Here is a 24,311-nt window from a genome sequence, read left to right as displayed (position 1 = left end):
GGAGCGCCGCGCCGCCGTCCCCGGTGTCGTGCGCCCGGTGTCGTGCGCCCGGTGTCGTGCGCCCGGCGTCAGAGCGGGGCGCGGGAGACGGGGCAGGACATGCAGCGCGGGCCGCCCCGGCCGCTGCCGAGCTCCGAGCCGGCGATCCGCACCACCTCGATGCCGGCGGCCTCGAGTGCGGCGTTGGTGACGGTGTTGCGCTCGTAGGCGACCGTCAGGCGCGGGGCCAGGGCCAGGGTGTTGTTGCCGTCGTCCCACTGCTCGCGCTCGGCGGTGACCGGGTCCAGCCCGGTGTCGATCACCCGCAGCTTGTCGATGCCCATCGCGGTCGCGGCCGCGGTGAGGAACGGCTGGGGGCCGGTGACGGCGAGGTCGGTGGTGTCGGCGTCGTCGGCGATCCCGTACGGAGCCTTCACGGTCCAGGCGACCAGCGAGTCGGCGACCGCGGGATACATGACCATCGCGTCGACGTCGACCATCGTGGCGATGGTGTCCAGGTGCATGGTCGCCCGCTCCTGGGCGATCGGGACGACGAGCACCGTGTGCGCCAGGCCGCGGGCGAACAGCCGCCGCGCCAGCCGCTCCGCGCCGCCCGGTGTCGTCCGCTCGCCCACCCCGACGGCGACGACGCCCTCGGCCAGCAGCAGCACGTCACCGCCCTCCAGGTGCTCCAGGCCGGGCCCGTACAGCTGCTCGGACCCGGCGAAGCGCGGGTGGTGGGTGTAGATGGCTTCGGTGATCGTGCTCTCCCGGTGCCGCGCCGGCATCGCCAGCGAGGTCACCGCCACCTCGTCGCCGATCCACACCGAGGAGTCCCGGGTGAACAGCAGGTTGGGCAGCGGGGGGACGACGAAGTCCGAGCGGTCCATGAGCTGGTAGGCCAGCCCGTGGCCGCGCAGCTCGTCGTGCGCCAGGCCCGCGATCAGCGCCGTCGCCAGGTCCTCGGGGGAGAGCCAGGCCAGGTGCCGGGTGGCGTCGCGCTGCAGGGTCGCGCCCAGCCGCGGATCGTCGACGGCGGCGCCGATGAGCTCGGCCCGGGCGGCCGGGAAGGCGAGGACCTCGGCCAGCAGCGTCGCCAGGTGCAGCACCTCGACGCCGCGGTCGGTGAGCGCCTGGGCGAACGCGTCGTGCTCCTCCTGCGCCCGGGCCACCCACGGGACGCCGTCGAAGAGCAGCTGGTCGTTGTTGCGCGGCGTCAGCCGGCGCAGCTCGGGGCCGGGCCGGTGCAGCATCACCGTGCGCAGCGGGCCGACCTCGCTCGTGGCGCCCGGGGTCGCGGCGGATCCGATCATGGGAGCCAGGCTGGCACACCTGGCTCCGGCGCCGCCCGCTGCGGCCCTCGTTAGGGTGCCGGAGGTGGTGCCGACGACGGCGCCGCGACGCCGAACCGGAGGTACCCGTGGACCTGTTCGACCTGACCGGCAAGGTGGCTGTGGTCACCGGTGGCACCCGCGGCATCGGCCTGATGATGGCCCGGGGGCTGCTGCAGGCGGGGGCGAAGGTCTACCTCAGCTCCCGCAAGGCCGAGGCCGGCGACGCCGCCGTCGCGGAGCTCGCCGAGTTCGGCACCGCCGTCTCGATCCCTGCCGACCTCTCCACGGAGGCGGAGTGCGTGCGGCTGGCCGAGGAGGTGGGCCGTTCCGAGGAGCGGGTGCACATCCTGGTGAACAACGCCGGCGCCACCTGGGGCGAGCCGCTGGAGACCTTCCCCGAGTCGGCGTGGGACAAGCTGCTCGACCTGAACCTCAAGTCGCCGTTCTTCCTCACCCGCGCCTTCCTGCCGAAGCTCGAGGCCGCGGCCGCCGAGGGCGACCCGGCGCGCATCGTGAACGTCGGCAGCATCGACGGCCTGCACGTCAACCCGATGCCGACCTACTCCTACGCCGCGAGCAAGGCCGGGCTGCACCACCTCACCCGGGTGCTCGCCAAGGAGCTCGGGCCCAAGGGCATCACCGTCAACGCCGTGGCGCCGGGGCCGTTCGAGTCGAAGATGATGGCCGCCACGCTGGACGCCTTCGGGGCCGAGATCGCCGCGAAGTCGCCGCTGGGCCGCATCGGGCGTCCCGACGACATGGCGGGCGTCGTCGTCTACCTCTCGTCGCGGGCCGGTTCCTACGTGACCGGTGCGGTCATCCCCGTCGACGGCGGGATCGCCACGACCGCCTGAACCACCGGGCGAGATCTGCACACTGGCCCTCATCAGGCCGCTGATGGGGGTCAGTGTGCAGATCTCGCCCGTTCAGTCGGGGAGCAGGACGCCGGGGTTGCAGATGCCGTGCGGGTCGAGCCGCTGCTTGACCGCCCGCAGCACCTCCACGCCCAGCGGCCCGATCTCGCGCTCCAGCCACGGGCGGTGGTCGGCGCCGACGGCGTGGTGGTGGGTGAGCGTGCCGCCGGCGGCCAGCAGCGCGTCGGTCGCCGCCCGCTTGGCGGTGAGCCACTGCTGGATGGGCAGCGCGTCGTCGCGGTCGGCGATCACGGTCAGGTAGAGCGACGCGCCGGTGGCGTACCCGTGCGAGACGTGCGCCAGCACCAGCGGCCGGTGCCCGCCGCGGGTCAGCGAGCCCTGCAGCGCGCGGCGGGTGGCGTCGTACACGGTGGGCAGCGCCGTCCAGGTGGCCGCCGTCTCCAGGGTCTCCACCAGCAGGCCGCCGTCCATCAGCCGGTCGCGCAGGTACGGCCCCTCGAACCGGTGCCGGCGCCAGGAGTCGCCCACCCGGCGGCCGAGCCGCACGGCGCCGCCGTCGCGCAGCAGCGAGGCGGCGGCCCGCATCCGGGCGCGCACCAGGTCGGGCACCCCCTCCCAGCCCACGACGAGCATGCAGCCCTCGCCGCGCCCCCGGGCCCGCAGGCTGCCGCGCAGCGCCTTCGCCCCGGCGCCGGCGGCCATGAGCAGGTTGGCGCGGGTCTCGTCGGCGTCGGAGAGCCGGACGACGTCGGGCAGCAGGTCGTGCCGGGCGAGCAGCTGGAGCGCGGCGAGCCCCGCCGGCCAGGTGCGGAACGACCAGCCCTCGTAGGCGCTGGCCGACGGCTTGGGGCGCACCCGCAGCGTCAGCTCGGTGATGACGCCGAGGGTGCCCTCCGAGCCCAGCGCGAGGCCGAGCAGGTCGGGGCCGGCGGCCGAGGCGGGCGGGGAGCCGAGCTGGAGCACCCCGGACGGCGTGGCCAGCGTGAGGCCGGCGACCAGGTCGTCGAACCGGCCGACCCCGGTCGAGGACTGCCCGGCCGACCGGGTCGCGGCGTAGCCGCCGAGCGTGGCGAACTCCCAGCTCTGCGGCAGGTGGCCGAAGGTGAGGCCCTGCTGGGCCAGCGCCTGCTCGAGGGCGGGCCCGCGCATGCCCGGGCCCACGGTGACCAGCGAGGAGGGCACGTCCAGCGCCTGCACCGACGACATGCGCGACAGGTCGACGGCGATGGCGGGCCGGTCGTCGGGGTCGACGCCGGCCAGCCCGCCGACGACGCTGGTCCCGCCGCCGAACGGCACCACGACGATGCCGCGCTCGCTGCAGAGCGCGAGCAGCGCGGCGGTCTCCTCGGTGGTCCCGGGCAGCACCACGGCGTCGGGCGCGTCGGAGGCGTCGCCCTCCCGCCGGCGCAGCAGGTCGAGGTAGCTCTTGCCGCCGGCCCGCCGCAGCCGCGACTCCCGGTCGGTGCGCACGTGCTCCTCGCCGAGCAGGCCGGCCAGCGCCGCGCGGTCCTCCTCGGGGAGCCGGCAGGGCGCCAGCCGGATCTGCGCCACCGGCACGGGCGGCGTGGACCGCGGCTCCCAGCCCAGCTCGCGGGTGAGGTGGCGGCGCGCGGCCTTGGTCAGGGCGCCGTCGGGGCTCTCGTCGCCCTGGGGGGCGGGGCGCGGGCCCCAGCCCTGGATCGTCAGTTCCGGCTGCTCGGGCACGGCTACAGTCTGCCGGTGCCGCAGCGCTGGACAGCCAGGTGATCGGCTCCCTGTCACCCGCTCGGCGGGCCCGGGACCTCGCGAAGGTGGCCGGCGCGACCGTCGACGTGGTGGTGGTCGGCGGGGGTGTGACCGGCGCCGGGGTGGCGCTGGACGCCGCGTCGCGCGGCCTCTCGGTGCTGCTGTGCGAGCGCACCGACCTGGCGGCGGGCACCAGCCGGTGGTCGTCGAAGCTCGTGCACGGCGGCCTGCGCTACCTGGCGCACGGGGAGATCGGGCTGGCGCGGGAGAGCGCCCGCGAGCGCGCCGTCCTCATGCGCGCGACGGCGCCGCACCTGGTGCGCCCGCTGCCGTTCCTCGTGCCCGACGCGGCCGGCCGCGACGTCACCGCCCTCGCCGGGCTCGGCGGGCGGCTCGGTGACGCGGTGCGCTTCTCGGTGCCCGGCGGCCGGGGCTCGCTGCCCCCGACCCGGCGCGTGGACGCCGCCGACGTCGGCCGGCTGGTGCCCGGGGTGCGGGCCGGGGGCGGTGGCGTCGTCTTCTGGGACGGGCAGCTGACCGACGACGCGCGCCTCGTCGTCGCCCTGGCCCGGACGGCGGCCGCGCACGGGGCCCGCATCCTCACCGGCGCCACGGTCACCGCCGTCGACGGCGCCGACGTGCACGTCACCACCGACGAGGGGTCGCTGACCGTGCGGGCCGGCGCGGTGGTCAACGCGGCCGGGGTGTGGGCGCAGCGCCTGGCGCCGCGGCTCCGGCTCGTGCCCTCGCGCGGTTCCCACCTGGTGGTGCCGGGCGTGCGGCTGGGCTCGCCGGCGGCGGCGCTGACCGTGCCGCTGCCCGGGTCCCGGTCGCGGTACGTCTTCGCGCTGCCGCAGCCCGACGGGCTGATGTACCTCGGGCTCACCGACGAGCCGGTGGAGGGGCCGGTGCCCGACGACGACGCGGTGCCCTCCGACGCCGAGGTGCGGCTGCTGCTGGACACGGTGAACCAGGTGCTCGCCGAGCCGCTGACGGCTGCGGACCTGGTGGGCGCGTACGTCGGCTACCGGCCGCTGGTGCTGCCGGAATCCGCCGGCACCGGGCCGGGGAGCAGCACCGCCGACCTCTCCCGGAAGCACCTGCTGGTGTGGGACGGACCGGTCCTCTCCGTCGTCGGCGGGAAGCTGACCACCTACCGGGCGATGGCGCAGGAGGCGGTCGACGCCGTGGTCAGCCGCCTGGGGCGGGGCGCGACCCGCTCGGTCACGGCCCGGCTGCCGCTGGTCGGAGCGGCGCCGCGGGTGGCCCTGGACCGGGTGGCCGCCCCGGCCCGGCTGGTGGCCCGGTACGGCACCGAGGCGCCGGCGGTCGAGGCGCTCGGGCCGGCGCTGGTGGTGGCCGGGCGGCCGGAGACGGTGGGGGAGCTGCGCTTCGCCGTCCGCCACGAGGGCGCGCGGACAGTGGCCGACCTGCTCGACCGCCGCACCCGCATGGGTCTGGTGCCGGCCGACCGCGAGCGGGCGGTGCCGGTGGCCCAGCAGGTGCTCGCCGAGGGCTGATCCGGCGGGGACGCGCTCAGGGGGTCCTGCGCGTGGTCCGGGGGTGCTGCGCGACCCGGGGAGCGCGCGGAGCACTCCCGGAGCGGGCGTCGTCTCGTACAATGGGAACGCTGTTTCGCACAGTGGGACCACGGTGCACGATGCGGGCGTGGACACCTACACGCACGGGCACGCCGAGCCGGTGCTGCAGTCCCACCGCTGGCGGACGGCGGAGAACTCGGCGGGCTACCTGCTGCCGGCGCTGCGCCCGGGCCTCGACCTGCTCGACGTCGGCTGCGGCCCGGGGACGATCACGGTCGACCTCGCCGCGCGGGTGGCGCCCGGCCGCGTCCTGGGGCTCGACGTCTCCCCGGACCCGCTCGACGAGGCGCGGGCGTCCGCCGCCCGCGCCGGCGTGGCGGTGACCTTCGCCGTCGGCGACGTCTACTCCCTCGACCTGCCCGACGCCTCGTTCGACGTCGTCCACGCCCACCAGGTGCTCCAGCACCTCACCGACCCGGTGGCCGCGCTGGGGGAGATGGCGCGGGTCTGCCGGCCGGGTGGGCTGATCGCCGTGCGCGACGTCGACTACGCCGCCACCACCTGGTTCCCCGCCGACGACGGGCTGGACCGCTGGCTGGCGCTCTACCAGCAGGTCGCCCGGCACAACGGAGCCGAGCCCGACGCCGGGCGCCGGCTGGTGGGCTGGGCGCACGCCGCCGGGCTGCGGGACCTCACGGCGTCTGCGTCGGCGTGGTGCTTCGCGACCCCGGCCGAGCGGGAGTGGTGGGGCACCTCGTGGGCGGGGCGGGCGACGGCGTCGTCCTTCGCCGAGCAGGCGCTGGCCTACGGGCTGGCGACGCCGGGGGAGCTGCAGCGGATCGCCGACGCGTGGCTGCGCTGGGCCGGCGCGGACGACGGCTGGCTGGGCATGCTGCACGGCGAGCTGCTCATCCGCGTCTGAAGCTCACGCCGGGGCGCGCAGACCGTCCTGCGCGCCGAGCGCCGACAGGCTGCGGCGGACCCCGACGGCGACGGCGCCGAGGGCGAAGAAGCCCTCGTCGTCGGAGACCGTGCTGTTCCGGACGAGGCCGACCAGCCGGTGCAGCGCGTCGACGGCGCGGGCGAGCCGGGCGTCGCGCTCGTCGGGCGCCGTCCCCTCGCCGGCGCGGAGCACGTCGGCGAGCCCGTCCAGGGCCTCGGCGAGCACCCAGCCGGTCCCGGCGTCGGCGTGGTCGATGCCGCGCCGGTGCGGGTGGAACTCGACGACCAGCGAGGTGAGGTCGTCGACGAGCACCGCGACCCGGTCGACCGCACGGGACTCGGCGCGGATGCTCTCGGCCCGCCCCTTCCAGCGGCGGGCCCGGGGGTTGGCGAGGCGGGCCCGGTCGACCTGGCGCTCGGCGGCCCGCATACGGTCCAGCGCGCCGTCCAGCCGGCGGTTGCGCTCGGTCCACTCGCCCGGATCGGGGACCTGCCCCTCGCGCAGCGTCCCGGCCATGTCGGAGAGGTGCTCGGCGAGGACGGCGCGGGTGGCGGCGATCCGGTCGACGGCCTGGGTGAGCTGCAGGGGTGGGAAGAGCACGGCGGTGACCAGGACGCCGATGGCGGCGCCGACCAGCGTCAGGCCGGCGTACCGCAGGACGTAGGGCCCGGGCTGACCGGCCCCGACGGTGATCATCAGGACCGCGGCGAAGCTGACCCAGGCGGCCTGGTCCCGCAGGAGGCGACGCCACTGCTCGACCCCGATGGCCAGGGCGACGATCAGCGCGATCGTCAGGGCGTCCGGGACGGTCCGGGTCAGCTCGTACACGGCGTAGGCCAGGGCGAAGCCCATGAGCATCGCGAGGACGCTGCGCCACGCCGCGCTCGCCGAGTCGGCGATCGTCGGGTGGACGGCGATCACCGCGCCGAGCGGGGCGTAGTAGGCGTACTCCGACAGCAGCGGCGGCAGCATGACCGCCACCTGCCAGGCCAGCCCCGCAGCGACCGCCGCCCGCACCCCTCGCTGCGCCGCCGGGCGGTGCAGCCACACCCATACGGCCCTCATCCCGCCCAGGATGACCGGTGCCGCGGCTCGGGCGCGCGCCGGGTCCGGGGGGTGCGGCGCGGCGCGCGCCCGACGGGGTGACGCCGACCTGACCGGGTGCCCGGGGAGCGGCAGCCGCTACCGTGGCTGGGCCGTGTCGTGGAGCACGTCGCCCGGCCGAAGGGACTCTGATGCGTGCGCGCCCGCCCGCCGGACTCGTCGCACTGGTCGTCGCGGGCTGCCTGGCGACCAGCGGCTGCGGTCTCCAGGCGGCCACGCAGTACACCCCGCCGTCGGCACCCGGCAGCATCGAACCGATCGACGGCGCCGAGGGCGCCGAGATCGTCGTGGGCGCCAAGAACTTCACCGAGCAGCTGATCCTGGGCAAGATCGCGGTGATCGCGCTGCAGGTCGCCGGCTTGGAGGTCGTGGACCGGACCAACATCCCCGGCTCCGTCCCCGCCCGCCAGGGCATGGTCGACGGCGACATCGACATGGAGTGGGAGTACACCGGCACGGCCTGGCTCTCCTACCTCGGCGAGGCGGAGCCGATCCCCGACCCGCAGGAGCAGTGGGCGGCGGTGCGGGACGCCGACGCGGCCAACGGCCTGACGTGGCTGCCGCCGGCCGAGGCGAACAACACCTACGCCTTCGCCGTCCGCAGCGAGGCGGTGCCCGAGCTGGGCGGCATCTCCACCCTCTCCGGCATCGCCGAGCTCCCGGTCGAGGAGCGGACGTTCTGCGTGGAGTCGGAGTTCGCCAGCCGCAACGACGGCCTGGCCCCGATGCTGGAGACCTACGGCATCCCGCTCGGGGACCCGCAGGGCGTGCCGCGGGACAACATCCGCATCCTGGACACCGGGGCGGTGTACGAGGCCACCGACGACGGGCTGTGCAACTTCGGCGAGGTGTTCACCACCGACGGCCGCATCCCCGCCCTGGACCTCACCGTGCTCGAGGACGACCGGCAGTTCTTCCCGGCCTACAACGTCTCCCCGGTCGTGCTGACCGAGACCCTCCAGGAGCACCCCGAGCTGGCCGACCTCTTCGGCCGGATCACCCCGCTGCTGACCGACGAGGTGCTGCAGGTGCTCAACGCGCGGGTCGACGTCGACGGGGAGGAGCCCGCCGACGTCGCGCTGGACTGGATGGTCTCCGAGGGGCTGGTCACCCGCGGGTGACCCCGGGTGTGTGCGCCGGCGCCCGGTTCCGGTGCGGGACACCGGGCACCGGCGCACATGCCTGCTCAGCCCTGGCGCGCGGCGTTCGCCTGGACGGCGGCGCTCACGTACTGCGCCAGGCCGGGCGCGATCCGCTCGTAGTACGCGGTGAACCGCTCGTCCTCCACGTACATCCGGCCGATCCCGGCGTGCATCTCCGGCGGGCAGTCGTAGAAGTTCCGGCTGATCTGCTGCCGGTGCTCCTCGGCGAGGTCCATCGCCCGCTCCGAGTCCGCGGGCACGCCGGCGGTGAGCGCCTCGGCGAACCGGCGCTCGACGTCGTCGGACTCGGCCTTCACCCGCAGCCAGTCGTCCTTGGTCATGGCGCGCGTCCGCTGCTGCGACTGCGCCCACGCCTCGGTGTCGCCCCACTTCTCCTCGGCCTCGGCGGCGTACTCCTCCGGCAGCCAGTCGCCGAACACCTCGAACCGCTCCTCCGGGGTCAACGAGATCCCCATGGCACGTGCCTCCATCTCCTTCTCGACGGCCGCGACCATCGCCGACGTCCGTTCCAGCCGGTCCCGCAGCAGCCGGTGCTGCCGGCGCAGGTGCTCCACGGGATCGGCGGACGGGTCGTCGAGCAGCGTCGCGACCTCCTCGAGGGGGAACCCGAGCTCGCGGTAGAGCAGCACCTGGTGCAGCCGCTCCAGATCGGCCGGCGCGTACTGCCGGTAGCCGGCCGACGTCCGTCCTGACGGCGACAGCAGGCCGATCCGGTCGTAGTGGTGCAACGTGCGCACCGTGACGCCGGCCAGCGCCGCGACCTCACCCACGTTCATCGGGTCCTCCCTTCTCCTGACACGTTGCAGGCAACAGCCTGACGTCGCGTCAGGGTCAAGCCCGTTCATGGACGACGTGGTGGCCACGACCCGTCGAGTGTCACGAACTCGTGGTCATCAGGCGCTGATGACCACGAGTTCGTCGCACTCGGCGCGGTTGCCGGGCCTCGCGGCCGGGGCCGGCCTCCCGAGGACGGGGCGCCGCCTAGGGTCGACCCGGTGAGCGAGGAACCGCGCGGCTGGGGCGCGCCGTTGCACGAGGCCGTCCTCGACGCCACCGGCGTGGGCCGCGGCACCCGCCTGCTCGACCTGGGCTGCGGCGCCGGGCTGTTCGCGCGGGCGGCGGCCGACCGCGGCGCCGGCGTGACCGGCGTCGACCTCGACGCGGATGCCGTCGCGCAGGCCGCGGCGGAGGTGCCCGGCGGGACCTTCCTGGTGCGGCACGCGCAGGACCCGCCGCCCGGGCCGTTCGACGTGGTGGCCGCCGTGCAGCTGCTGATGCACGTCGCCGACCCGGTCGCGGTGCTGCGCCGGGCCGGGCGCGTCGGCGGCGTCGTCGCCGCGACGGTGTGGGGGCGGGACCGGGAGTGCGAGCTGCGCGTGCTGCAGCAGGCCCTGGCGCCCGGCCGCCCGGCGCGGACGCCGGCGGTGAGCGAGCCGGCCCGGTTGCGGGCGATGGCGGAGCGGGCCGGGCTGGTGGTCGAGCAGCTGCACGAGGTGCTCGTGCCCTTCGGCTACGCCGACGCCGACGAGCTGCTCGTCCCGCTCCTGGCGACCCCGCTGGGCCGCGCCGCCACGCGGCAGGCCGAGCCGGACGTCCTGCGCGACACCGTGCTGGAGCACCTGGAGCCCTATCGCACGGGCGAGGACGGCTACCGGCTGCACAACCTGTTCCGGGTGCTCGTCGCCCGGCCGGGCGCCGGGAGCAGGCAGAGCCCGTCGTAGCGGTCCGATTCGTCACCCTGCTGCGGCAGGGTGCCGGCATGGAGACGACCGACCCGGACCAGAAGACCGTCCTGCACACCTACCTGCGGCAAGGGCGCGACAGCCTCCTCGCCAAGCTGGACGGGCTCGACGAGTACGCCGTCCGCCGGCCGCTGACGCCGACCGGCACCAACCTGCTCGGCCTGCTCAAGCACGTTGCGTACGTGCAACTGGGCTACTTCGGCGAGGTGCTCGGCCGGCCGAGCGGCCGGGCCTACCCGTGGGACGGCGACGGGGAGGAGGACGCCGACATGTGGGCCACCGCCGAGGAGTCCCGTGCGGAGATCATCGAGCTCTACCGGTTCTCGGCCGCGCACGCGGACGCGACGATCGACGCGCTACCGCTCGACGCCGTGGGGGAGGTCCCCTGGTGGTCGGAGGAGAGACGGCGCCCCACGCTGCACACCCTCCTGGTCCACGTGGCGGCCGAGGTCGCCCGGCATGCCGGCCACGCCGACATCCTCCGCGAGACGCTGGACGGCGCGGCAGGGCTGAGCGCGGGCAACGCCAACCTGCCCGAGCGCACCGCGGAGGAGTGGGCCACCTACCGGGGTCGCATCGAGGCCGCCGCGCGCGCGGCGGCGGCCAGGTCCGGTGGTTCCGGAGGTGGTCCCGCCGCCGCGGGGTGAGGATCGCCGCATGGCTGACGAGATCTCACCCGACGACCCGTTCCCGCGCACCCGGATCTCCGTGAAGGGCGCCGAGATGGCGTACGTGGACGTCGGCACCGGGGAGTCGATCGTCTTCCTGCACGGCAACCCGACGTCGTCCTACCTGTGGCGCAACGTCATCCCGCACGTGCAGCACCTCGGCCGCTGCATCGCCCCCGACCTCATCGGCATGGGGCAGTCGGACAAGCTCCCCGACCCGGGCCCCGGCACGTACTCGTTCGAGACGCACGCCGCGTACCTGGAGGAGTTCCTCGACCGCGTCTTCGTCGGCGACCGCGTCACCCTCGTCCTGCACGACTGGGGCTCGGGGCTCGGCTTCGACTGGGCCGAACGCCACCAGGACCGGGTCCGCGGCATCGCCTTCACCGAGGCGATCGTCACGCCGATGACCTGGGACGACTGGCCCGCCGACGCCCGCAAGATCTTCCAGCTCATGCGGAGCGCGGACGGCGAGGCGGCGGTGCTGGACAAGAACGTGTTCGTCGAGCGGATCCTGCCAGCGTCGGTGGCCCGCGGGCTGACGCCGGAGGCGCACGAGGTCTACCGGGCGCCGTTCCGCGAGCGCGCGGACCGCTGGCCGACCCTGGAGTGGCCGCGGTCGATCCCGCTCGAAGGCGAGCCCGCGGCCGTGGTGGAGCGGGTCGAGCGGTACGGGGCGTGGCTCGCGAGCAGCGACGTCCCGAAGCTGTTCATCGACGCCGACCCGGGATCGATCCTGGTCGGCCGCCAGCGGGAGGTGGTGCGCAGCTGGCCGGCGCTGACCGAGGTGACCGTCGTGGGCAGCCACTTCGTGCCGGAGGACTCGCCGCACGAGATCGGCCGCGCGGTGGCGGACTGGATCCCGACCCTGGGCTAGTCGCCACGGCCGCGCGTCACCGGGTGGCCACCTCCGGCGCGGCGCCCTCGACGCCGGGCTCCCGCGTGACCTCGGCGACCGCCAGGCGCTCGCGCCAGTCCCGCATGGCGGAGCGGTGCGGCTCGGCGATCGCGTAGGCGCGCGCCGCCGCGGCGTCGTCCCACCACGAGACGGTGCGGAAGCGCCGGGCCAGCGGCTCGGCCTGCAGCCGTACCGACCGGGCGCCCGGGGCGGCGACGGCCTGCCGGTGGACGGCGAGCGAGGTGCGCACGAAGGCGGGCACGTCGCGCAGCCGCCGCAGTCGCAGCTCGGTGCGGACGACGACGCCCGGGCCCGGACGTCGGTCGGGGGCGGTCCAGGTGAGATCGGGGATCAGCGGCACGGTGGTCTCCTCGCTCGGCGCCAGCTTTACATCTGTAAAGCACGGTAGCCTCCCTCTTTACAGCTGTAAAGTGCCGCTCGTGCCCCGGGACCTGCGCGCCGATCTGGTGACCGCCGCGACGACGCTGCTGGAGCGAGAGGGGTCGCTCGCCGCGGTCAGCCTGCGGGCCGTGGCCCGGGAGGCGGGGGTCAGCGCGCCAGCCGTCTACGGTCACTTCGCCGACCTCGAGGCGCTGCTGGGTGCCGTCCTGGACGAGGGGTTCGAGCAGCTGCGCGCGGCGGTGCTGGCCGCCGTCGACGCCGAATCCGACCCCGCGCGCCGGCTGCTCGCCGGGTGTCGGGCCTACGTGCTGGCGGGGCTGGCCGCGCCGGCCCGCTACCGGGCGATGTTCGGCCCGCGGAGGGGCGCCAGCGGGCAACGGGCCTTCGCCGTCCTGGTGGGCGGCGTCGAGGCGTGCATGGCCGCGGGGCGCTCCCGCAGCCGCGACCCGCACCAGGAGGCGACGCTGGTGTGGACGGCGCTGCACGGCGTCGTCACGCTGAGGTCCGCGGCGCCGGAGGTGGGCTGGCCCGACCTCGATGCCCAGCTGACGGCGCTCGTCGAGCGGCTGGCGCTGCTGGCGCCCCCGGTCAGCTGAGCGCCCGGACCGTCTCCACGACCGCGACCACGGCGAACACGAGGAACAGCCCCGCCGCGACCCGGCGGATCAGCGCGATCGGCAGCCGGTCGGCCAGCTTCTTGCCGAGGAAGACGGCGAGGCCGGAGACCACCAGGAGCGCGGCCCACGCGCCGACGAAGACCGACAGCGGCGCCTCGTAGCGCGCGGCCAGCCCCGCGGTCGCCAGCTGGGAGAGGTCGCCCCACTCGGCGGCGAACAGCACGCCGAAGGAGATCGCCGCCGCCCGCAGGAACGACGTCGGCTCGCGGCCGTCGGCGGCCGCTCCGGCGTCCTCCGCCTCGCCGGTCGCGCTGCGCCAGAGGATCACCGCCCCCACCAGGAACAGCAGCGCGACGACGCCGCTCACCGGCGCCTCCGGCAGCAGGGAGAGCAGCGAGCCGGCGGTGACGGCGATCGCCACCTGCAGGCCGAACGCGGTGGCGACGCCCACGAACACCGGCAGCGGGGGGAACCGGGTGGCGAGCACCAGGCTGGCGAACAGGGTCTTGTCGGGCAGCTCGACCGGGAGCACCAGGACGAACGCGGCCAGCACGACCGACCAGATCACGACGAACCCTCCTCCGCGGCACTGCCGGGCGGAGCTCGGGCAGGCGACCTTCTCAGCGGCCAACGGTAGCGGCCGCCGGACGGGGCGGGCGGAGGGGTCAGGGGGTGGGCACGGCGGATCCCGGCACCGGCCGCGGTGCGTGCGGGTGCCCCGCCCGGCGGGCGGCCTTCACCCGGTACATCGCGGCGTCGGAGGCGGCGAGCGCGGAGTCGGGCGTCTCGCCCGGCCCGCACAGCGCGACCCCGATGCTGATGCCCACGGCGTGCTCGGCGCCGTTGGGGCGGCGCAGCGGGCGGTCGAAGGCGGCGGTGATGCGGTCGGCGATGACCTGCGCGGCCTGCTCGGAGCCGGCCTCCGGGCACAGCACGACGAACTCGTCCCCACCGATCCGGGCCACTGTGTCCCCGGGGCGGATGGCGGCGGCCAGCCGGTGGGCGGCCTCGACCAGCACCTCGTCGCCGGCGGCGTGCCCGGCGGTGTCGTTGACCGGCTTGAACCCGTCCAGGTCGCAGTAGAGCACCGCCATCGGCCGGCGGGCCCGCTCGGCGGCGGCGAGCGTCTGGTCGAGCCGGTCGAGCAGCAGGTTGCGGTTGGGCAGGCCGGTCAGCGGGTCGTGCAGCGCAGCCTCGCGCAGCGCCGACTCCAGCGCCCGCTGCTCGGTGACGTCGGAGAGCGTGACCACCGCGCCGAGCAGGGCGCCCTCGGCGTCGTGCACCTGCACGCCGGAGCAGGAGACGTGCCGGAACGGCTCGCCGGGCACCGCGATGCCCATCTCGGCCTGGTCGAGCCGCCCCTCGGCGTAGACCCGGCGCAGCGGCACCCGCTCCGGCGGCAGCGGTGCCCCGTCGACGTCGGTGAGCCGGTAGGTGCCCGGGATGTCCGTCGGCTCGACGGTGGGGTCGGCGTCCAGGCCGTGCCACCGGCGGCTGGCGGCGTTGAACAGTGTCACCCGGCCCTCGGCGTCGGCGCCGACGACGCCCACGGGGAGCACCTCGAGCAGCGCATGGCTGAAGGCGGTGGACCGGGCCAGCTCCTGGTGGGCCCGGGCGGTCTCGGCGCGGGCGAGCTGGCTGGCGGCGGCCAGGTCGGCGAGCTGGCGCGCCTGCTGGGCGGCGCGCACCAGGGAGGCCACCGCGGTCGCGACATCGGCGAGCCGGGCGCGCTCCTCGTCGCTGAAGGCGTGCGGGGTGGGGTCGAAGACGCAGACCGCGGCCAGCGTGCGGCCGTCCACGACCACCGGGGCGGTGCCGAAGGCGCGCATCCCGGCGCGGCGGCCGTCGACCCATGGGCTCCGGGCGAACCGCGGCTCCGCCCTCAGGTCGTCGCAGGTCTGCACCCCCGGGCCGCGCTCGAGCACGATCGACACGATGGACCCCTCGCGCGGCCACGCCGCTCCCCGGAAGCCGTGCACCGCCATCACGTGCATGACGGGGGTGTCCATGGTGATCACCGAGGCCCAGGACGTGCCGGTGACGGCGGCGGCGACGCGCACCAGGCCCGCGAGCGCCGGGTCGGTGTCCATGACCGGCCGCTCGAGGTCTTCCTCGCGGGCACCCGGACGGCCGGGCACCGGCGTGGGTTCGGCCGTGCTGGTCATCCTGCGTCCCTCCGCGGGCGGGACCGGAGCATCCGGTCTCTTCAGTCTCGCAACGGCGTGCCGTGTCCGGCGGTTGAGTCCCGGCGTGTTCCTTCCACCCGCAGGGGTCATGCCCACCCGCCCCGCTGTTACCCCGGTGCGCCGGGGCGGCGTCCGGGCTAGCCTGCGGGACATGCGCCGACATTGATCCGCACCGCCCCCGCTGCCTCCCGCGGCCAGGCCGCTCGCCCGCCTGGCCATCGGCTGGGCAGCGCTCTCCGAGTGGGTGCCGCTGTACCCGCTGTACGCCCTGCTCTTCCTCGACGCCGGGGTCTCCGCCGCCCAGCTCTCCCTTCTGTTCGGCCTCTGGTCGGTCACCGCCCTGCTGGCCGAGGTGCCGGCCGGGCTGCTCGCCGACCGGTGGTCCCGCCGCGGTGTGCTGGCCCTCTCGGGCGTGCTGCAGGCCGCGGCCTTCGGCGTGTGGGTGGCGGCTCCCTCGACCGGCGCGTTCGCCGCCGGCTTCGTCCTGTGGGGCCTCGCCGGCGCAGGCACGTCGGGCGCGGCGGAGGCCCTGGTGCACGACGGGCTCGCCGAGGTCGGCGCCGCGGGGTGCTTCGCCCGGGTCAACGCCGCCATGACCGCTGCCGAGCTGCTGGTCCAGGTGCCGACGGCGCTGGCGGCCACCGCCCTCTACACCGCCGGCGGCTTCCCGCTGGTCGGCTGGGTCAGCGCCGCCGGCTGCCTGGGCGCCGCCGCGCTCGCGCTCCGGTTCCCCGAGGCGGCGGCGCCCGGCGCCGAGGCCGAGGAGGAGCCGGCCGCCGGCCCGGGCGTCGCGCTGCGCCGCCCCGCGCTGCTCGCGGCCGTGGTGGCCGTCGCGCTGGTCGGCGGGCTGGACGGGATGGAGGAGTACTTCCCGGTGCTGGTGGCCGACCGGGGGGTGCCGGAGGTGGCGGTGCCCGGGTCGGTGCTCGTCGTCTCCCTCGCCGGGGCGTCCGGAGCCGCGCTCGGTGGCCGGCTGGTGCGGCCCCCGGGTCGGCTGCTGGCCGCGCTGCTCGCGGCGGCGGGAACCGGGGTGCTGCTCGCCGCGGCCGCGGACGGGTTCCTCGTGGTCGCCGTGCTGGCGGTGGCCTACGGCCTGTACCTCGCCGTGCTCGTCGCCGCCGAGGCCGAGCTGCAGCGCCGGATCACCGGCCCGCACCGCGCGACGATCACCTCGGTCGCCGGCATGGGGGTCGAGCTCTCGTCGCTGCTGGTCTTCGCCGTGTGGGCGCTGGGCGGGCCGGCGGCCGTCGGGCTGCTGGTGCTCGCCGTCGTCCCGGTGGCGGGGGCGGCCCTGCGGGGGCGGTGAGGTCAGCCCCGGGGCGGGGGAGTGCCGCCGGGTGGGGCGACCGGGTAGGCGGCCGACGCGGCGGCGGTGGCGGCCCGCAGCACCTCCTTGACCGGCAGCTCCCGGGCGCGGGCCAGCGCGGCGACGTCCTCGAACTCGACGCTGACGTTCACCCGCCGGCCTCCCGCGGAGGCGATCTTGACGCCCACCCGGCCGCCGAGCACGTCGACGGCCGCCTGCGTGCGGTCGAGCGCGACCTTGCCCACCGGGACCACCCGCAGCCCGATCGTGGAGGTGCTGGCGAAGACGGCGCCCTGCACCGCCGCGACCGCGTCGGGGCGGCAGAGCACCGACAGCGTGTGCGCCGGGCGGCCCTTCTTCATCACGATCGGCGTCAGCCAGGCGTCCGAGGCGCCGGCGGTCAGCAGCGCCTCCAGCACGCCGGGCCACAACCGGGGGTCGAGGTCGTCGACGTTGGCCTCGAGCACCACCGGCCCGGACGGTGCCGGCTCGGCCGGTTCGCCGAGCACCAGCCGGACCACGTTGGGCAGCTGCTCCGGGTTGCGCTCGCCGGCGCCGGTGCCTACCTGCTGGATGCGGAGGGCGGGCAGCGTCGTCCACTCCTCCACCCGGGCAGCGAGCAACGCTGCCCCCGTGGGCGTGCACGTCTCCGCCGGCACCGGGCCGGCGTGCACCGGCACGCCGGTGAGCAGCTCCAGCACGGCCGGCCCCGGGATCGGCACCACGCCGTGCGCACCGCGCGCCGAGCCGCTGCCCAGGGCCACGGGGGACGCGGTGAGCCGGTCGAGCGCCAGGTGCTCCAGGCAGGCCACGACGCCGACGACGTCGGCCAGCGCGTCCAGCGCCCCGACCTCGTGGAAGTGGACCTCGTCGGCGGGCACGCGGTGCACCCGCCCCTCGGCGACGGCGAGCCGCTCGAACACCGCCAGCGCGCCGTCGCGGACCGGGGCCGGCAGGGCGGAGCCGCCCAGCAGCGCGCGGACGTCGGCCCAGGTGCGGTGGACGTCGGAGGGCGGGGCGTGCACGTGCACGCGGGTGGCGCCCAGCCCGTGCCGGGTGACCTGCTCGGTCTCCAGGCGGACGCGCTCGACCGGGAGCGCGCCGACCGCCCCGGCCGGGACGTCCAGGGGCACGCCGGCGTCCACCAGGGCGCCGAGCAGCATGTCGCCCGAGGCCCCGGCCGCGAGGTCCAGCCAGCCGATCACCGTGACATCGTCGTCCTCCGGACGACACCGCGGCCAGGTGCCGTCCTCCGGTCGCGCGGAGCCGGGACCCTCCGGGCCCCACTCCTCCGGGTCCGGCCGAGACCGCGGGCAGGTGCCGTCCCCCGGCCCGGGGTCACGCCCTCCTGGCGCCCCTCCGCGCCGTTCGCGCGGCGAAGATGCCGGCCGAGCAGCCGTCGTCGACCGCGGCGACGACCACCCCGGACCCGGCCGGGTGCAGCATCGTGACGAGCGCGCCCAGCCCGCCGAGCCCACCGGGGTGCGCGGCCGAGGTCGGCACCGCGACCACCGGTACGTCGGTGCGCGCGCCGATCGTCGCGGCCAGCCCGGGGTCCGCCCCGGCGACGACGACGAGGCAGTCGGTGCCCTCGGGGAGTGTCCCGTCCTCGATCAGGCGGACCTCGGTGCCGGTCACGCGGGCGGCGAAGGCGGCCTCGGCGGCGACGGCGGCGTCCGCACCGTCGGTGCACAGCACGGTGGTGCGGCCGGCCGGTTCCGGCAGCGGGCCGACGGCCGCGGCCCGCGCGGCGCCGTCCAGGGTGGTGCCGGACCCGTGCTCGGTGGCCAACGCCACCAGCGTCTCGGCGGCCGCGCGCAGCACCAGCACGGGCCGGTCGGGGGTCTCGCGGCGGGCGTCGCGGACCAGGGCGAGCACCTGCTCGGTGGTGCGGCCCGCGGCGCGGACCACCACCGGGCCGACCCCCGCGGCGGGGGGCGCCGGCGCGACGGGGGCCAGCAGCGGCTCGCCCGGGCGTGCGGTGCCCAGCGGGGGGTGCGCGCCGCCCAGCAGCGCGGCGAAGCCGGCCGCCTCCGCGCGGACGGCGGCGGCGGCGCGGGCGGCGTCGTCGGCGGGCGTGGCTCCCGCGGGCTCCGGCGGCGCGGCCCCGGGCGTCGTCTCCCCAGGCGTCGTCTCCCCAGGCGTCGTCTCCCCGGGCGTCGTCGCGTCCGGCGTCGTGGCCTCCGGAGCCGCGGCCTCCTGGGCGGCCGGCTCGGGCGCGCCGTCGGCGGCCCGCGTTTGGGTGACCGCGGAGAGCCGCACCACGCGGTCGCGGCCGCTGCGCTTGGCGTCGTACAGCATCCCGTCGGCCGCGGCGAACAGCGTCTTGCGGTCGTCGCCCCGGGTGGCCGAGGCGATGCCGGCGCTGATGGTCACCGGCAGGTCGAGGCCGAGGTCGGTCCACGGGTACCGGGCGACCGAGGCGCGGATGCGCTCCAGCGCCCGCTCGCCCTGCTCCGCCGTCGTCTCGGGCAGGAGGATGACGAACTCGTCACCCGCCCAGCGGCACACCTCGTCGGTGTCGCGCACCCCGGCGACCAGCAGCTCGCCGATGGTCCGCAGCACGGCGTCGCCGGCCGGGTGCCCGGCGGTGTCGTTGATCGCCTTGAAGTTGTCGACGTCGACCACGGCCAGCGCCGGGACGTCGCCGGCGGCCAGCAGCCCGTCCAGCCGCGCCTCGGCGTAGCGCCGGTTGGGCAGGTGGGTCAGCGGGTCTTCGTAGGCCTGCCGGCGCAGCTGCCCGGCGGCCCGCTCGGTCTCCAGCAGGCTCTTGCGCCGGCCGAACAGCTCCACCCAGCGGGTGCGCCGCTCGTCGACCCGGTCCAGCTCGTCGGCGAGGTAGGCCTGCAGGTAGGGGAGCGCGCGGCCGGCGTCGTCGAGGTCGGCGTGCAGCGTGCAGAGCTCCCGCAGGGCGGCCCGGCGCAGCCGCGGCAGGCCGTGCTCGGTGGCCAGGGTGAGGGCGGCGACCAGGTGCTCGTCGGCGGCCCGGCCCTCGCCCTGGCGGCGCAGCGCGCGGCCGAGGGCCAGCTGCGCCGAGGCCATGCGGTCCCGGTCGGCGGCGGCCGCGGAGAGCCGGATCGCGGCGCGCAGCGGCCCGGCCGCGGCGGCCTGCTCGCCCAGGCCCACCAGCGCCCACCCGTGCACGACCTGGGCGGGCACGACACCGGCGGAGTCCGGGGGCAGCTGCACCAGTGCCTGCTCGGCGAGCCCACGGGCCTCCGCGAAGTAGGGCGCGGCCGAATCGGGGGCGCCGTCGTCGAGGAGGCCTTCACCGAGCTCGGCGCACAGCTCCCCGAGGCGGGTGGCTGCGACGGCGACGAGCACGTCGGCATCGGTCTCCTCCGCCCCGCTCGCGGCGACCGCCTGGGCGGCCTCGACCGCGCGTCGCTGGTAGTCCAGCGCCAGCGGCATCAGCTCCAGGTCGGCGAGGACGCCGGCCAGCGTGCCGAGCGTGTCGACCAGCAGCGGGCTGGGTGCCAACCCCGGGTCGAGGAGGCTCGCGGCCTCCACGGCCTCGTCCATCGCGGCGTCGATGCGCCGCGACAGCAGCTCGATGCGGGCGTGTCGGGCCAGCCCGGCGGCCCGCTGGAGGTCGTCGTCGGCGGCGTCGAACGCCGCCTTGGCCGAGCGGACCAGGGCGATGGCCAGCGCCGCGCGGGAGGCCGACTCCGACCGCGGGTCGGCGTCCGCGCAGTCGCCGTCGATCAGCCCGGCGACCCCGGCGTGCAGGTCGAGGGCGGACTCGGCGGGGGAGACGGGGTCGCCGACGAGGGTGAAGCCGGCGACGCGCAGCCGCCGCACCAGCAGCTCGGCGCGCAGCGTGTCGGCCCACGCGCGGCCGAGCGACGCCGGGGCGCCGTCGGGCGCGTCGGCGGCCGGTGCGGCCGCGACGTAGGGCGAGGTGTCCCGCTCGACCCCGGCGAGCAGCTGCTCGGCGTCGTCGAGCTGCCAGTTGCTCAGAGCGGCGGTCACCCGTTGGTGCAGGGCTCCCGGTGGCACGAGCGCACTGTGCATGTCGTCACCGACAGTGTCGAGGACGTCACGGGGAACGCGCCGTCCCTCGTCCGTCGTGTCCCTCCCGTCCCAGGCGCGCAGGGTCGTCACGCAGTTGCCCCGCGATCGGCCTGTGTGACGTCGGCCGGCCCGTGCGCGCGGACCCGGTTGCGCCCGAGCCGCTTGGCGGAGAAGAGGTGGAGGTCGGCGGTGTCGAAGAGCGCCCGCCAGCCGGCGACCGGGCTCGGCTGCCCGTCGGGGACCGCCGGCGCCGTCGCCACGCCGATGCTGACCGTCACCGGCCCCGAGAGCTGCAGGTCGCGCCAGTCGGCCTCGGCGACGGCCGACCGCAGCCGCTCCATGACGACCACGGCCTGCGCCTCGGTGGCGGTCGGCAGCACGACGAGGAACTCGTCCCCGGCCCAGCGGTACACCTCGTCGCCGGTGCGGCTGTGCTCCCGCAGCAGGTCGGCGACCCGGCGCAGCACGGCGTCGCCGTGGGTGTGCGAGGTGTCGTCGTTGACCTCCTTGAACCGGTCGACGTCGACGACGGCCAGGGACAGCGGCTCCTCGCCCAGCCGCAGCGTCCCCAGCCGGCGCTCCGCGCTGCGCCGGTTGCCCAGCCCGGTCAGCGGGTCCTCCAGCGCGTGCCGGCGGAGCACCGCCTCCTGCCGCTCGGCCTCGCGCAGCCGGCTGCGCCGGACGAACATCTCCGCCCACAGCTCGCGGCTGCGGGCGTGCGCCCGGCCGGTGTCGGCGCGGTAGGCCTCCAGCCAGTGCAGCGCCTCGGCCGGCCGGCCCAGGTCGGCGTTGCCCTGTCCGAGCTCCAGCAGGCTCTGCCGGTAGCGGCGTCGGTCACCGACGGCGGCGAACGCGCCCGAGGCGTCGACCAGCAGGGTGATCGCCTCCTCGCCCGCCGCCGGGTCCCGTCCGCCGGACCCGAGGGCGGCCAGCACGCGGGCGAGTGCCAGGTCGGTGTAGCCGCGCAGCCACAGGCCGCCGCCGTCGCGCTGCAGGGCCCGCCGCACGCGGCGCAGGGGCCCGAGAGCGGCGCCCGGGTCGCCGCTGCACATGAGCGCCCAGGCCTGCACCACGTCGAGCAGGTCGGCGTCGGCCTGCTCGGGAGACCAGTCCAGCTCGCGGGCGGCGGTCGCGCAGGCGATCGCCTCGGTGGCCAGCTCGGCGGCGCGCTCGGTGTCGCCGCGGCGGCGCATCGTCTGGGCGAGCTCGACGTGCTGGCGGGCGGTGAGCAGCAGCAGCCGGCCGCGGTCACCGACGTCGGGCAGCTCCGCGGCCACCTGGTGCCCGCGGACGGCGTGGTGGACGGCGAGCTCCTCCAGGTCCAGCCCGGAGAGCGTCATCGACAGCCAGCGGTGGGCCTGCAGCAGGGCGCGCGAGGGCGGCACGGCGGGCCCGTCGGTGAGCAGGCTGGCGTCGACGGCGAGCAGCAGGGCCGAGTCGAGGTGGTCGGCGGTCGCCTCGACGTGGGCGAGGTAGGCCATGAGCAGGGCCGTCTGCGACGACACCGGGCACTCGTCGAGCTGTTCGCGGGCCGCCGCGATCCGGACCGCAGCGCCGGCGGGGTCGTCGTCCACGAGCGCGCGGTGGGCGTCGAACGCGTGCCGCCAGGCGCGCCAGGCGGGGTCGGGGCTGCCGGCGAAGGCCTCGTCGACCTCGTCCAGGTGCGCCAGGAAGGGAGCGTGGTCCTCCCGGTCGCTGGCGTCGAGCAGTCGCCAGAGGGCGGTGTGCAGAGCGCCGGGAGCGACGCGGGCACGACCTGCGGTCACGCATCCCTCCCCTCCGCGGCGGGGCCCCGGAGGGCCGGTGCTGCCGGTTCCCGGCGCCCGTCCGGGCCGGGCGACCGCCTCGTCCCGTGCGCACTACCCTCGTCGGATGCCCGGGATGCCACCCAGTTCGTCTCCGACGCGATTCGCCTATCTGGGGCCCGAGGGTACCTTCGCCGAAGCGGCCCTGAGCAGGGCAATCGCCACCGCCGAGGGACGTCGGGACCCCCACCCGAGCGTCGCCGCGGCCTTGGCCGCCGTCCGATCGGGTGACGCCGACGCCGCCCTCGTGCCGCTGGAGAACTCCGTCGAGGGTTCGGTGCCGGCGACCATGGACGGGCTGGCCGACGGCGCGCCGCTGGTGATCACCCGCGAGGTGTACCTGGAGGTCGCCTTCGTCCTCGCCGTCCGCCCGGGGACGGCGCTGTCCGCCGTCCGGTCGGTGGCCAGCCACCCGCACGCCCTCGCGCAGACCGGCGGGCGGCTGGCCGAGCTGCTGCCCGGCGTCCAGCCGCTGCCGACCAACTCCACGGCCGCGGCGGCCGCGGCGGTGGCCGCGGGCGAGGTGGACGCCGCCGTCTGCGCGGCGATCGCCGCCGAACGCTACGGCCTCGAGCAGCTGGTCTCCGACGTCGCCGACCACCCCGGTGCGGTCACCCGGTTCGTGCTGGTGGAGCCGCCCGCCCCGCCCGCCGCGCCGACCGGCAACGACAAGACGTCGCTGGTCGCCGTGGTGGGCGACCGCACCGGCGCGCTGCTGGAGCTGCTGCGGGAGTTCGCCGTCCGCGACATCAACCTCACCCGCATCGAGTCGCGGCCCACCCGGCAGCGGCTGGGCGTCTACTCCTTCTCCCTCGACTGCGAGGGGCACGTGGGCGACCCGCGCGTGGGGGAGGCGCTGGCCGCGCTGCACCGGGTGTGCGAGGACGTCCGTTTCCTGGGGTCCTACCCGCGCGCGGACGGGCGGGAGAACCGCCCGGTGCAGCCGGAGTCGTCCGACGCCGCGTTCGCCGACGCCCGGGAGTGGCTGGCCCGGGTGCGCGCCGGCGATCTCTAGAAGGACCCCGCCCCCTCACCGCTCGCAGGCTCGCGGCGAGCCTCCGGACGGGGCCGCCCGTCCCTCGCACCGCTCGCGAGCTCGCGGCGAGCCTCCGGACGGGGCCGTCACCGCGCGCGGGTGCGGAGCTCCTCGACGATCCGCCGGGTGACCGGGACGTCGACGCCGTGCCGGTCGGCCGCCCGGAGCACCGCCCCGCCGATGGCCTCCAGCTCGGTCGGGTTGCCCGCCTCGGCGTCGCGCTGCATCGACGAGCGCATGCCGTCGGGCAGCGACCAGGCGAACTCGCGGGTGGCGGCGGCGTCGGAGGCGGCGCCCTCGGCCCGCGCCACCGCGGCGACCTCGCCGATGACCGCGGCGAGCTCCTCGCCGTGCTGGTCGCGCACGGTGCCGAGCGGGGCCGCGGCCTGGGTGGTCAGCAGCGCCATGGGGGCGAGGAAGCAGAGCTTGTCCCACAGCAGGCCGGCCTCGTCCGGTCGAACCGTGACGTCGACCCCGGCGGCGGTCAGCGCGTCGGCCAGCGGCTCGGCGCCCGGCGCCAGCTGGACGGCGCACAGCTCGCCGTCGTGCCGCACCACGCCGGGCGCCGGGCGGTCGGCGAAGACGCGGATCGTGCCGGCGACCACCCGCGCCGCCGGGTAGCGCTCGCGCAGCGCCGCCAGGTGCTCGACGCCGTTGAGCAGCGGCACCACGACGGCGCCGCCCAGCACGTCGGCGGGCACGCGGCCGAGCGCCTCCTCCAGCTGGGTGGCCTTCGTCGTCACCAGCAGGACGTCGACCGGGCCGTCCAGCCGCTCGGCGCCGCGCACCCGCGCCGTCAGCTCGCCGAAGCGGTCGCTGGTCACCCGCACGCCGTGCTCGTCGAGGTGTGCCGCGGTCCCTGGCCGGGCCAGGCAGGTGACGGCGTGCCGCTGGCGCGCCAGCAGGGCGGCGAGCAGCCCGCCGACGCCACCTGGTCCCAGCACGGCCACGCGCAACGGATCCATGACGCCAT

At 76.6% G+C, this 24,311-nt stretch carries 21 protein-coding genes; 10 read left to right on the top strand and 11 right to left on the bottom strand.

The features are described from left to right. Positions 1–68 precede the first annotated feature (68 nt). Complete coding sequence (locus ACI8AG_RS13005; RefSeq protein ID WP_456597376.1) at positions 69–1,292, bottom strand: arginine deiminase; 1,224 nt, start codon at positions 1,290–1,292, stop codon at positions 69–71. Between the two features lie 107 nt (positions 1,293–1,399). On the opposite strand from ACI8AG_RS13005, the gene ACI8AG_RS13000 reads away from it, so the two are divergent. After that, positions 1,400–2,167: an SDR family oxidoreductase gene (locus ACI8AG_RS13000; protein WP_456597375.1), complete on the top strand. Its 768-nt coding sequence runs from the start codon at positions 1,400–1,402 to the stop codon at positions 2,165–2,167. 72 nt (positions 2,168–2,239) lie between these two features. Here ACI8AG_RS13000 and ACI8AG_RS12995 read toward each other — a convergent pair whose 3' ends face one another. Then, positions 2,240–3,892 (bottom strand): FAD-binding oxidoreductase, encoded by a 1,653-nt coding sequence (locus tag ACI8AG_RS12995; RefSeq protein ID WP_456597374.1) that lies wholly within the window; start codon positions 3,890–3,892, stop codon positions 2,240–2,242. A gap of 38 nt (positions 3,893–3,930) precedes the next feature. On the opposite strand from ACI8AG_RS12995, the gene ACI8AG_RS12990 reads away from it, so the two are divergent. Together ACI8AG_RS12990 and ACI8AG_RS12985 are read left to right on the top strand one after the other, a co-directional pair. Continuing rightward, entirely contained in the window at positions 3,931–5,433 is a 1,503-nt protein-coding gene (locus tag ACI8AG_RS12990; RefSeq protein ID WP_456597373.1) for a glycerol-3-phosphate dehydrogenase/oxidase, read from the top strand. Between the two features lie 148 nt (positions 5,434–5,581). Beyond that, entirely contained in the window at positions 5,582–6,376 is a 795-nt protein-coding gene (locus ACI8AG_RS12985) for a methyltransferase domain-containing protein (RefSeq protein ID WP_456597372.1), read from the top strand. Positions 6,377–6,379: 3 nt separating this feature from the next. Here the strand turns inward: ACI8AG_RS12985 and ACI8AG_RS12980 are convergent, their stop codons facing one another. Next, on the bottom strand, positions 6,380–7,462 hold the full coding sequence (locus ACI8AG_RS12980) for an FUSC family protein (RefSeq protein WP_456597371.1): 1,083 nt from the start codon (positions 7,460–7,462) through the stop codon (positions 6,380–6,382). Positions 7,463–7,632: 170 nt separating this feature from the next. Between ACI8AG_RS12980 and ACI8AG_RS12975 the strand changes: the two genes are divergently transcribed. Beyond that, positions 7,633–8,622: a glycine betaine ABC transporter substrate-binding protein gene (locus ACI8AG_RS12975; protein ID WP_456597370.1), complete on the top strand. Its 990-nt coding sequence runs from the start codon at positions 7,633–7,635 to the stop codon at positions 8,620–8,622. A gap of 65 nt (positions 8,623–8,687) precedes the next feature. Here ACI8AG_RS12975 and ACI8AG_RS12970 read toward each other — a convergent pair whose 3' ends face one another. After that, the gene (locus tag ACI8AG_RS12970; RefSeq protein WP_456590282.1) at positions 8,688–9,440 is read right to left on the bottom strand and encodes a MerR family transcriptional regulator; all 753 of its coding nucleotides are present in this window, start codon (positions 9,438–9,440) and stop codon (positions 8,688–8,690) included. 219 nt (positions 9,441–9,659) lie between these two features. Between ACI8AG_RS12970 and ACI8AG_RS12965 the strand changes: the two genes are divergently transcribed. Genes ACI8AG_RS12965 through ACI8AG_RS12955 form a run of 3 tightly spaced genes read left to right on the top strand, consistent with a single transcriptional unit; the run spans position 9,660 to position 11,951 of the window. Next, a complete protein-coding gene (locus ACI8AG_RS12965) occupies positions 9,660–10,385 on the top strand; it encodes a class I SAM-dependent methyltransferase (RefSeq protein WP_456597369.1) in 726 nt (241 codons plus the stop codon). A gap of 38 nt (positions 10,386–10,423) precedes the next feature. Continuing rightward, positions 10,424–11,053, top strand: coding sequence for a DinB family protein (locus ACI8AG_RS12960; protein ID WP_456597368.1), 630 nt, complete (start codon positions 10,424–10,426; stop codon positions 11,051–11,053). Between the two features lie 10 nt (positions 11,054–11,063). Then, positions 11,064–11,951 (top strand): haloalkane dehalogenase, encoded by an 888-nt coding sequence (locus ACI8AG_RS12955; protein WP_456597367.1) that lies wholly within the window; start codon positions 11,064–11,066, stop codon positions 11,949–11,951. Between the two features lie 16 nt (positions 11,952–11,967). Here the strand turns inward: ACI8AG_RS12955 and ACI8AG_RS12950 are convergent, their stop codons facing one another. Then, positions 11,968–12,333, bottom strand: a complete 366-nt coding sequence (locus ACI8AG_RS12950) for a hypothetical protein (protein ID WP_456597366.1) — start codon at positions 12,331–12,333, stop codon at positions 11,968–11,970. Between the two features lie 79 nt (positions 12,334–12,412). Here ACI8AG_RS12950 and ACI8AG_RS12945 point away from each other — a divergent pair, with 79 nt between their 5' ends. Beyond that, positions 12,413–12,970 (top strand): TetR/AcrR family transcriptional regulator, encoded by a 558-nt coding sequence (locus tag ACI8AG_RS12945; protein ID WP_456597365.1) that lies wholly within the window; start codon positions 12,413–12,415, stop codon positions 12,968–12,970. Here the strand turns inward: ACI8AG_RS12945 and ACI8AG_RS12940 are convergent. Further along, the gene (locus ACI8AG_RS12940) at positions 12,963–13,559 is read right to left on the bottom strand and encodes a TMEM165/GDT1 family protein (protein ID WP_456597364.1); all 597 of its coding nucleotides are present in this window, start codon (positions 13,557–13,559) and stop codon (positions 12,963–12,965) included. The two genes, ACI8AG_RS12945 and ACI8AG_RS12940, sit on opposite strands and share 8 nt — an antisense overlap. Positions 13,560–13,656: 97 nt before the next feature. Continuing rightward, on the bottom strand, positions 13,657–15,156 hold the full coding sequence (locus tag ACI8AG_RS12935) for a diguanylate cyclase domain-containing protein (protein WP_456597363.1): 1,500 nt from the start codon (positions 15,154–15,156) through the stop codon (positions 13,657–13,659). 265 nt (positions 15,157–15,421) lie between these two features. Here ACI8AG_RS12935 and ACI8AG_RS12930 point away from each other — a divergent pair, with 265 nt between their 5' ends. Beyond that, complete coding sequence (locus tag ACI8AG_RS12930) at positions 15,422–16,483, top strand: MFS transporter (RefSeq protein WP_456597362.1); 1,062 nt, start codon at positions 15,422–15,424, stop codon at positions 16,481–16,483. A gap of 2 nt (positions 16,484–16,485) precedes the next feature. On the opposite strand, the gene larC is transcribed toward ACI8AG_RS12930, so the two are convergent. From larC to ACI8AG_RS12915, 3 genes are all read right to left on the bottom strand, one after another. After that, the gene (gene larC, locus ACI8AG_RS12925) at positions 16,486–17,688 is read right to left on the bottom strand and encodes a nickel pincer cofactor biosynthesis protein LarC (protein ID WP_456597361.1); all 1,203 of its coding nucleotides are present in this window, start codon (positions 17,686–17,688) and stop codon (positions 16,486–16,488) included. A gap of 133 nt (positions 17,689–17,821) precedes the next feature. After that, positions 17,822–20,455 (bottom strand): diguanylate cyclase domain-containing protein, encoded by a 2,634-nt coding sequence (locus ACI8AG_RS12920; RefSeq protein WP_456597360.1) that lies wholly within the window; start codon positions 20,453–20,455, stop codon positions 17,822–17,824. 128 nt (positions 20,456–20,583) lie between these two features. Beyond that, positions 20,584–22,263, bottom strand: a complete 1,680-nt coding sequence (locus ACI8AG_RS12915) for a diguanylate cyclase (protein ID WP_456597359.1) — start codon at positions 22,261–22,263, stop codon at positions 20,584–20,586. A 106-nt stretch (positions 22,264–22,369) separates the two neighbouring features. Between ACI8AG_RS12915 and pheA the strand changes: the two genes are divergently transcribed. Further along, complete coding sequence (gene pheA / locus ACI8AG_RS12910; protein ID WP_456597358.1) at positions 22,370–23,317, top strand: prephenate dehydratase; 948 nt, start codon at positions 22,370–22,372, stop codon at positions 23,315–23,317. Positions 23,318–23,424: 107 nt separating this feature from the next. Here pheA and ACI8AG_RS12905 read toward each other — a convergent pair whose 3' ends face one another. Continuing rightward, entirely contained in the window at positions 23,425–24,303 is an 879-nt protein-coding gene (locus ACI8AG_RS12905; RefSeq protein ID WP_456597357.1) for a ketopantoate reductase family protein, read from the bottom strand. Positions 24,304–24,311: the final 8 nt, after the last annotated feature.

It is taken from the genome of Blastococcus sp. SYSU DS0552 (assembly GCF_054050815.1).
Note: the sequence above shows the minus strand (reverse complement) of the source record. Positions and strands in the feature narration are given on the sequence as shown.

Coding starts and splice junctions, on each gene's coding strand:
- ACI8AG_RS13005 (WP_456597376.1), bottom strand. CDS start 1,292: ATGATCGGATCCGCCGCGACCCCGGGCGCCACGAGCGAGGTCGGCCCG.
- ACI8AG_RS12980 (WP_456597371.1), bottom strand. CDS start 7,462: ATGAGGGCCGTATGGGTGTGGCTGCACCGCCCGGCGGCGCAGCGAGGG.
- ACI8AG_RS12975 (WP_456597370.1), top strand. CDS start 7,633: ATGCGTGCGCGCCCGCCCGCCGGACTCGTCGCACTGGTCGTCGCGGGC.
- ACI8AG_RS12970 (WP_456590282.1), bottom strand. CDS start 9,440: ATGAACGTGGGTGAGGTCGCGGCGCTGGCCGGCGTCACGGTGCGCACG.
- ACI8AG_RS12960 (WP_456597368.1), top strand. CDS start 10,424: ATGGAGACGACCGACCCGGACCAGAAGACCGTCCTGCACACCTACCTG.
- ACI8AG_RS12955 (WP_456597367.1), top strand. CDS start 11,064: ATGGCTGACGAGATCTCACCCGACGACCCGTTCCCGCGCACCCGGATC.
- ACI8AG_RS12935 (WP_456597363.1), bottom strand. CDS start 15,156: ATGACCAGCACGGCCGAACCCACGCCGGTGCCCGGCCGTCCGGGTGCC.
- pheA (WP_456597358.1), top strand. CDS start 22,370: ATGCCCGGGATGCCACCCAGTTCGTCTCCGACGCGATTCGCCTATCTG.
- ACI8AG_RS12905 (WP_456597357.1), bottom strand. CDS start 24,303: ATGGATCCGTTGCGCGTGGCCGTGCTGGGACCAGGTGGCGTCGGCGGG.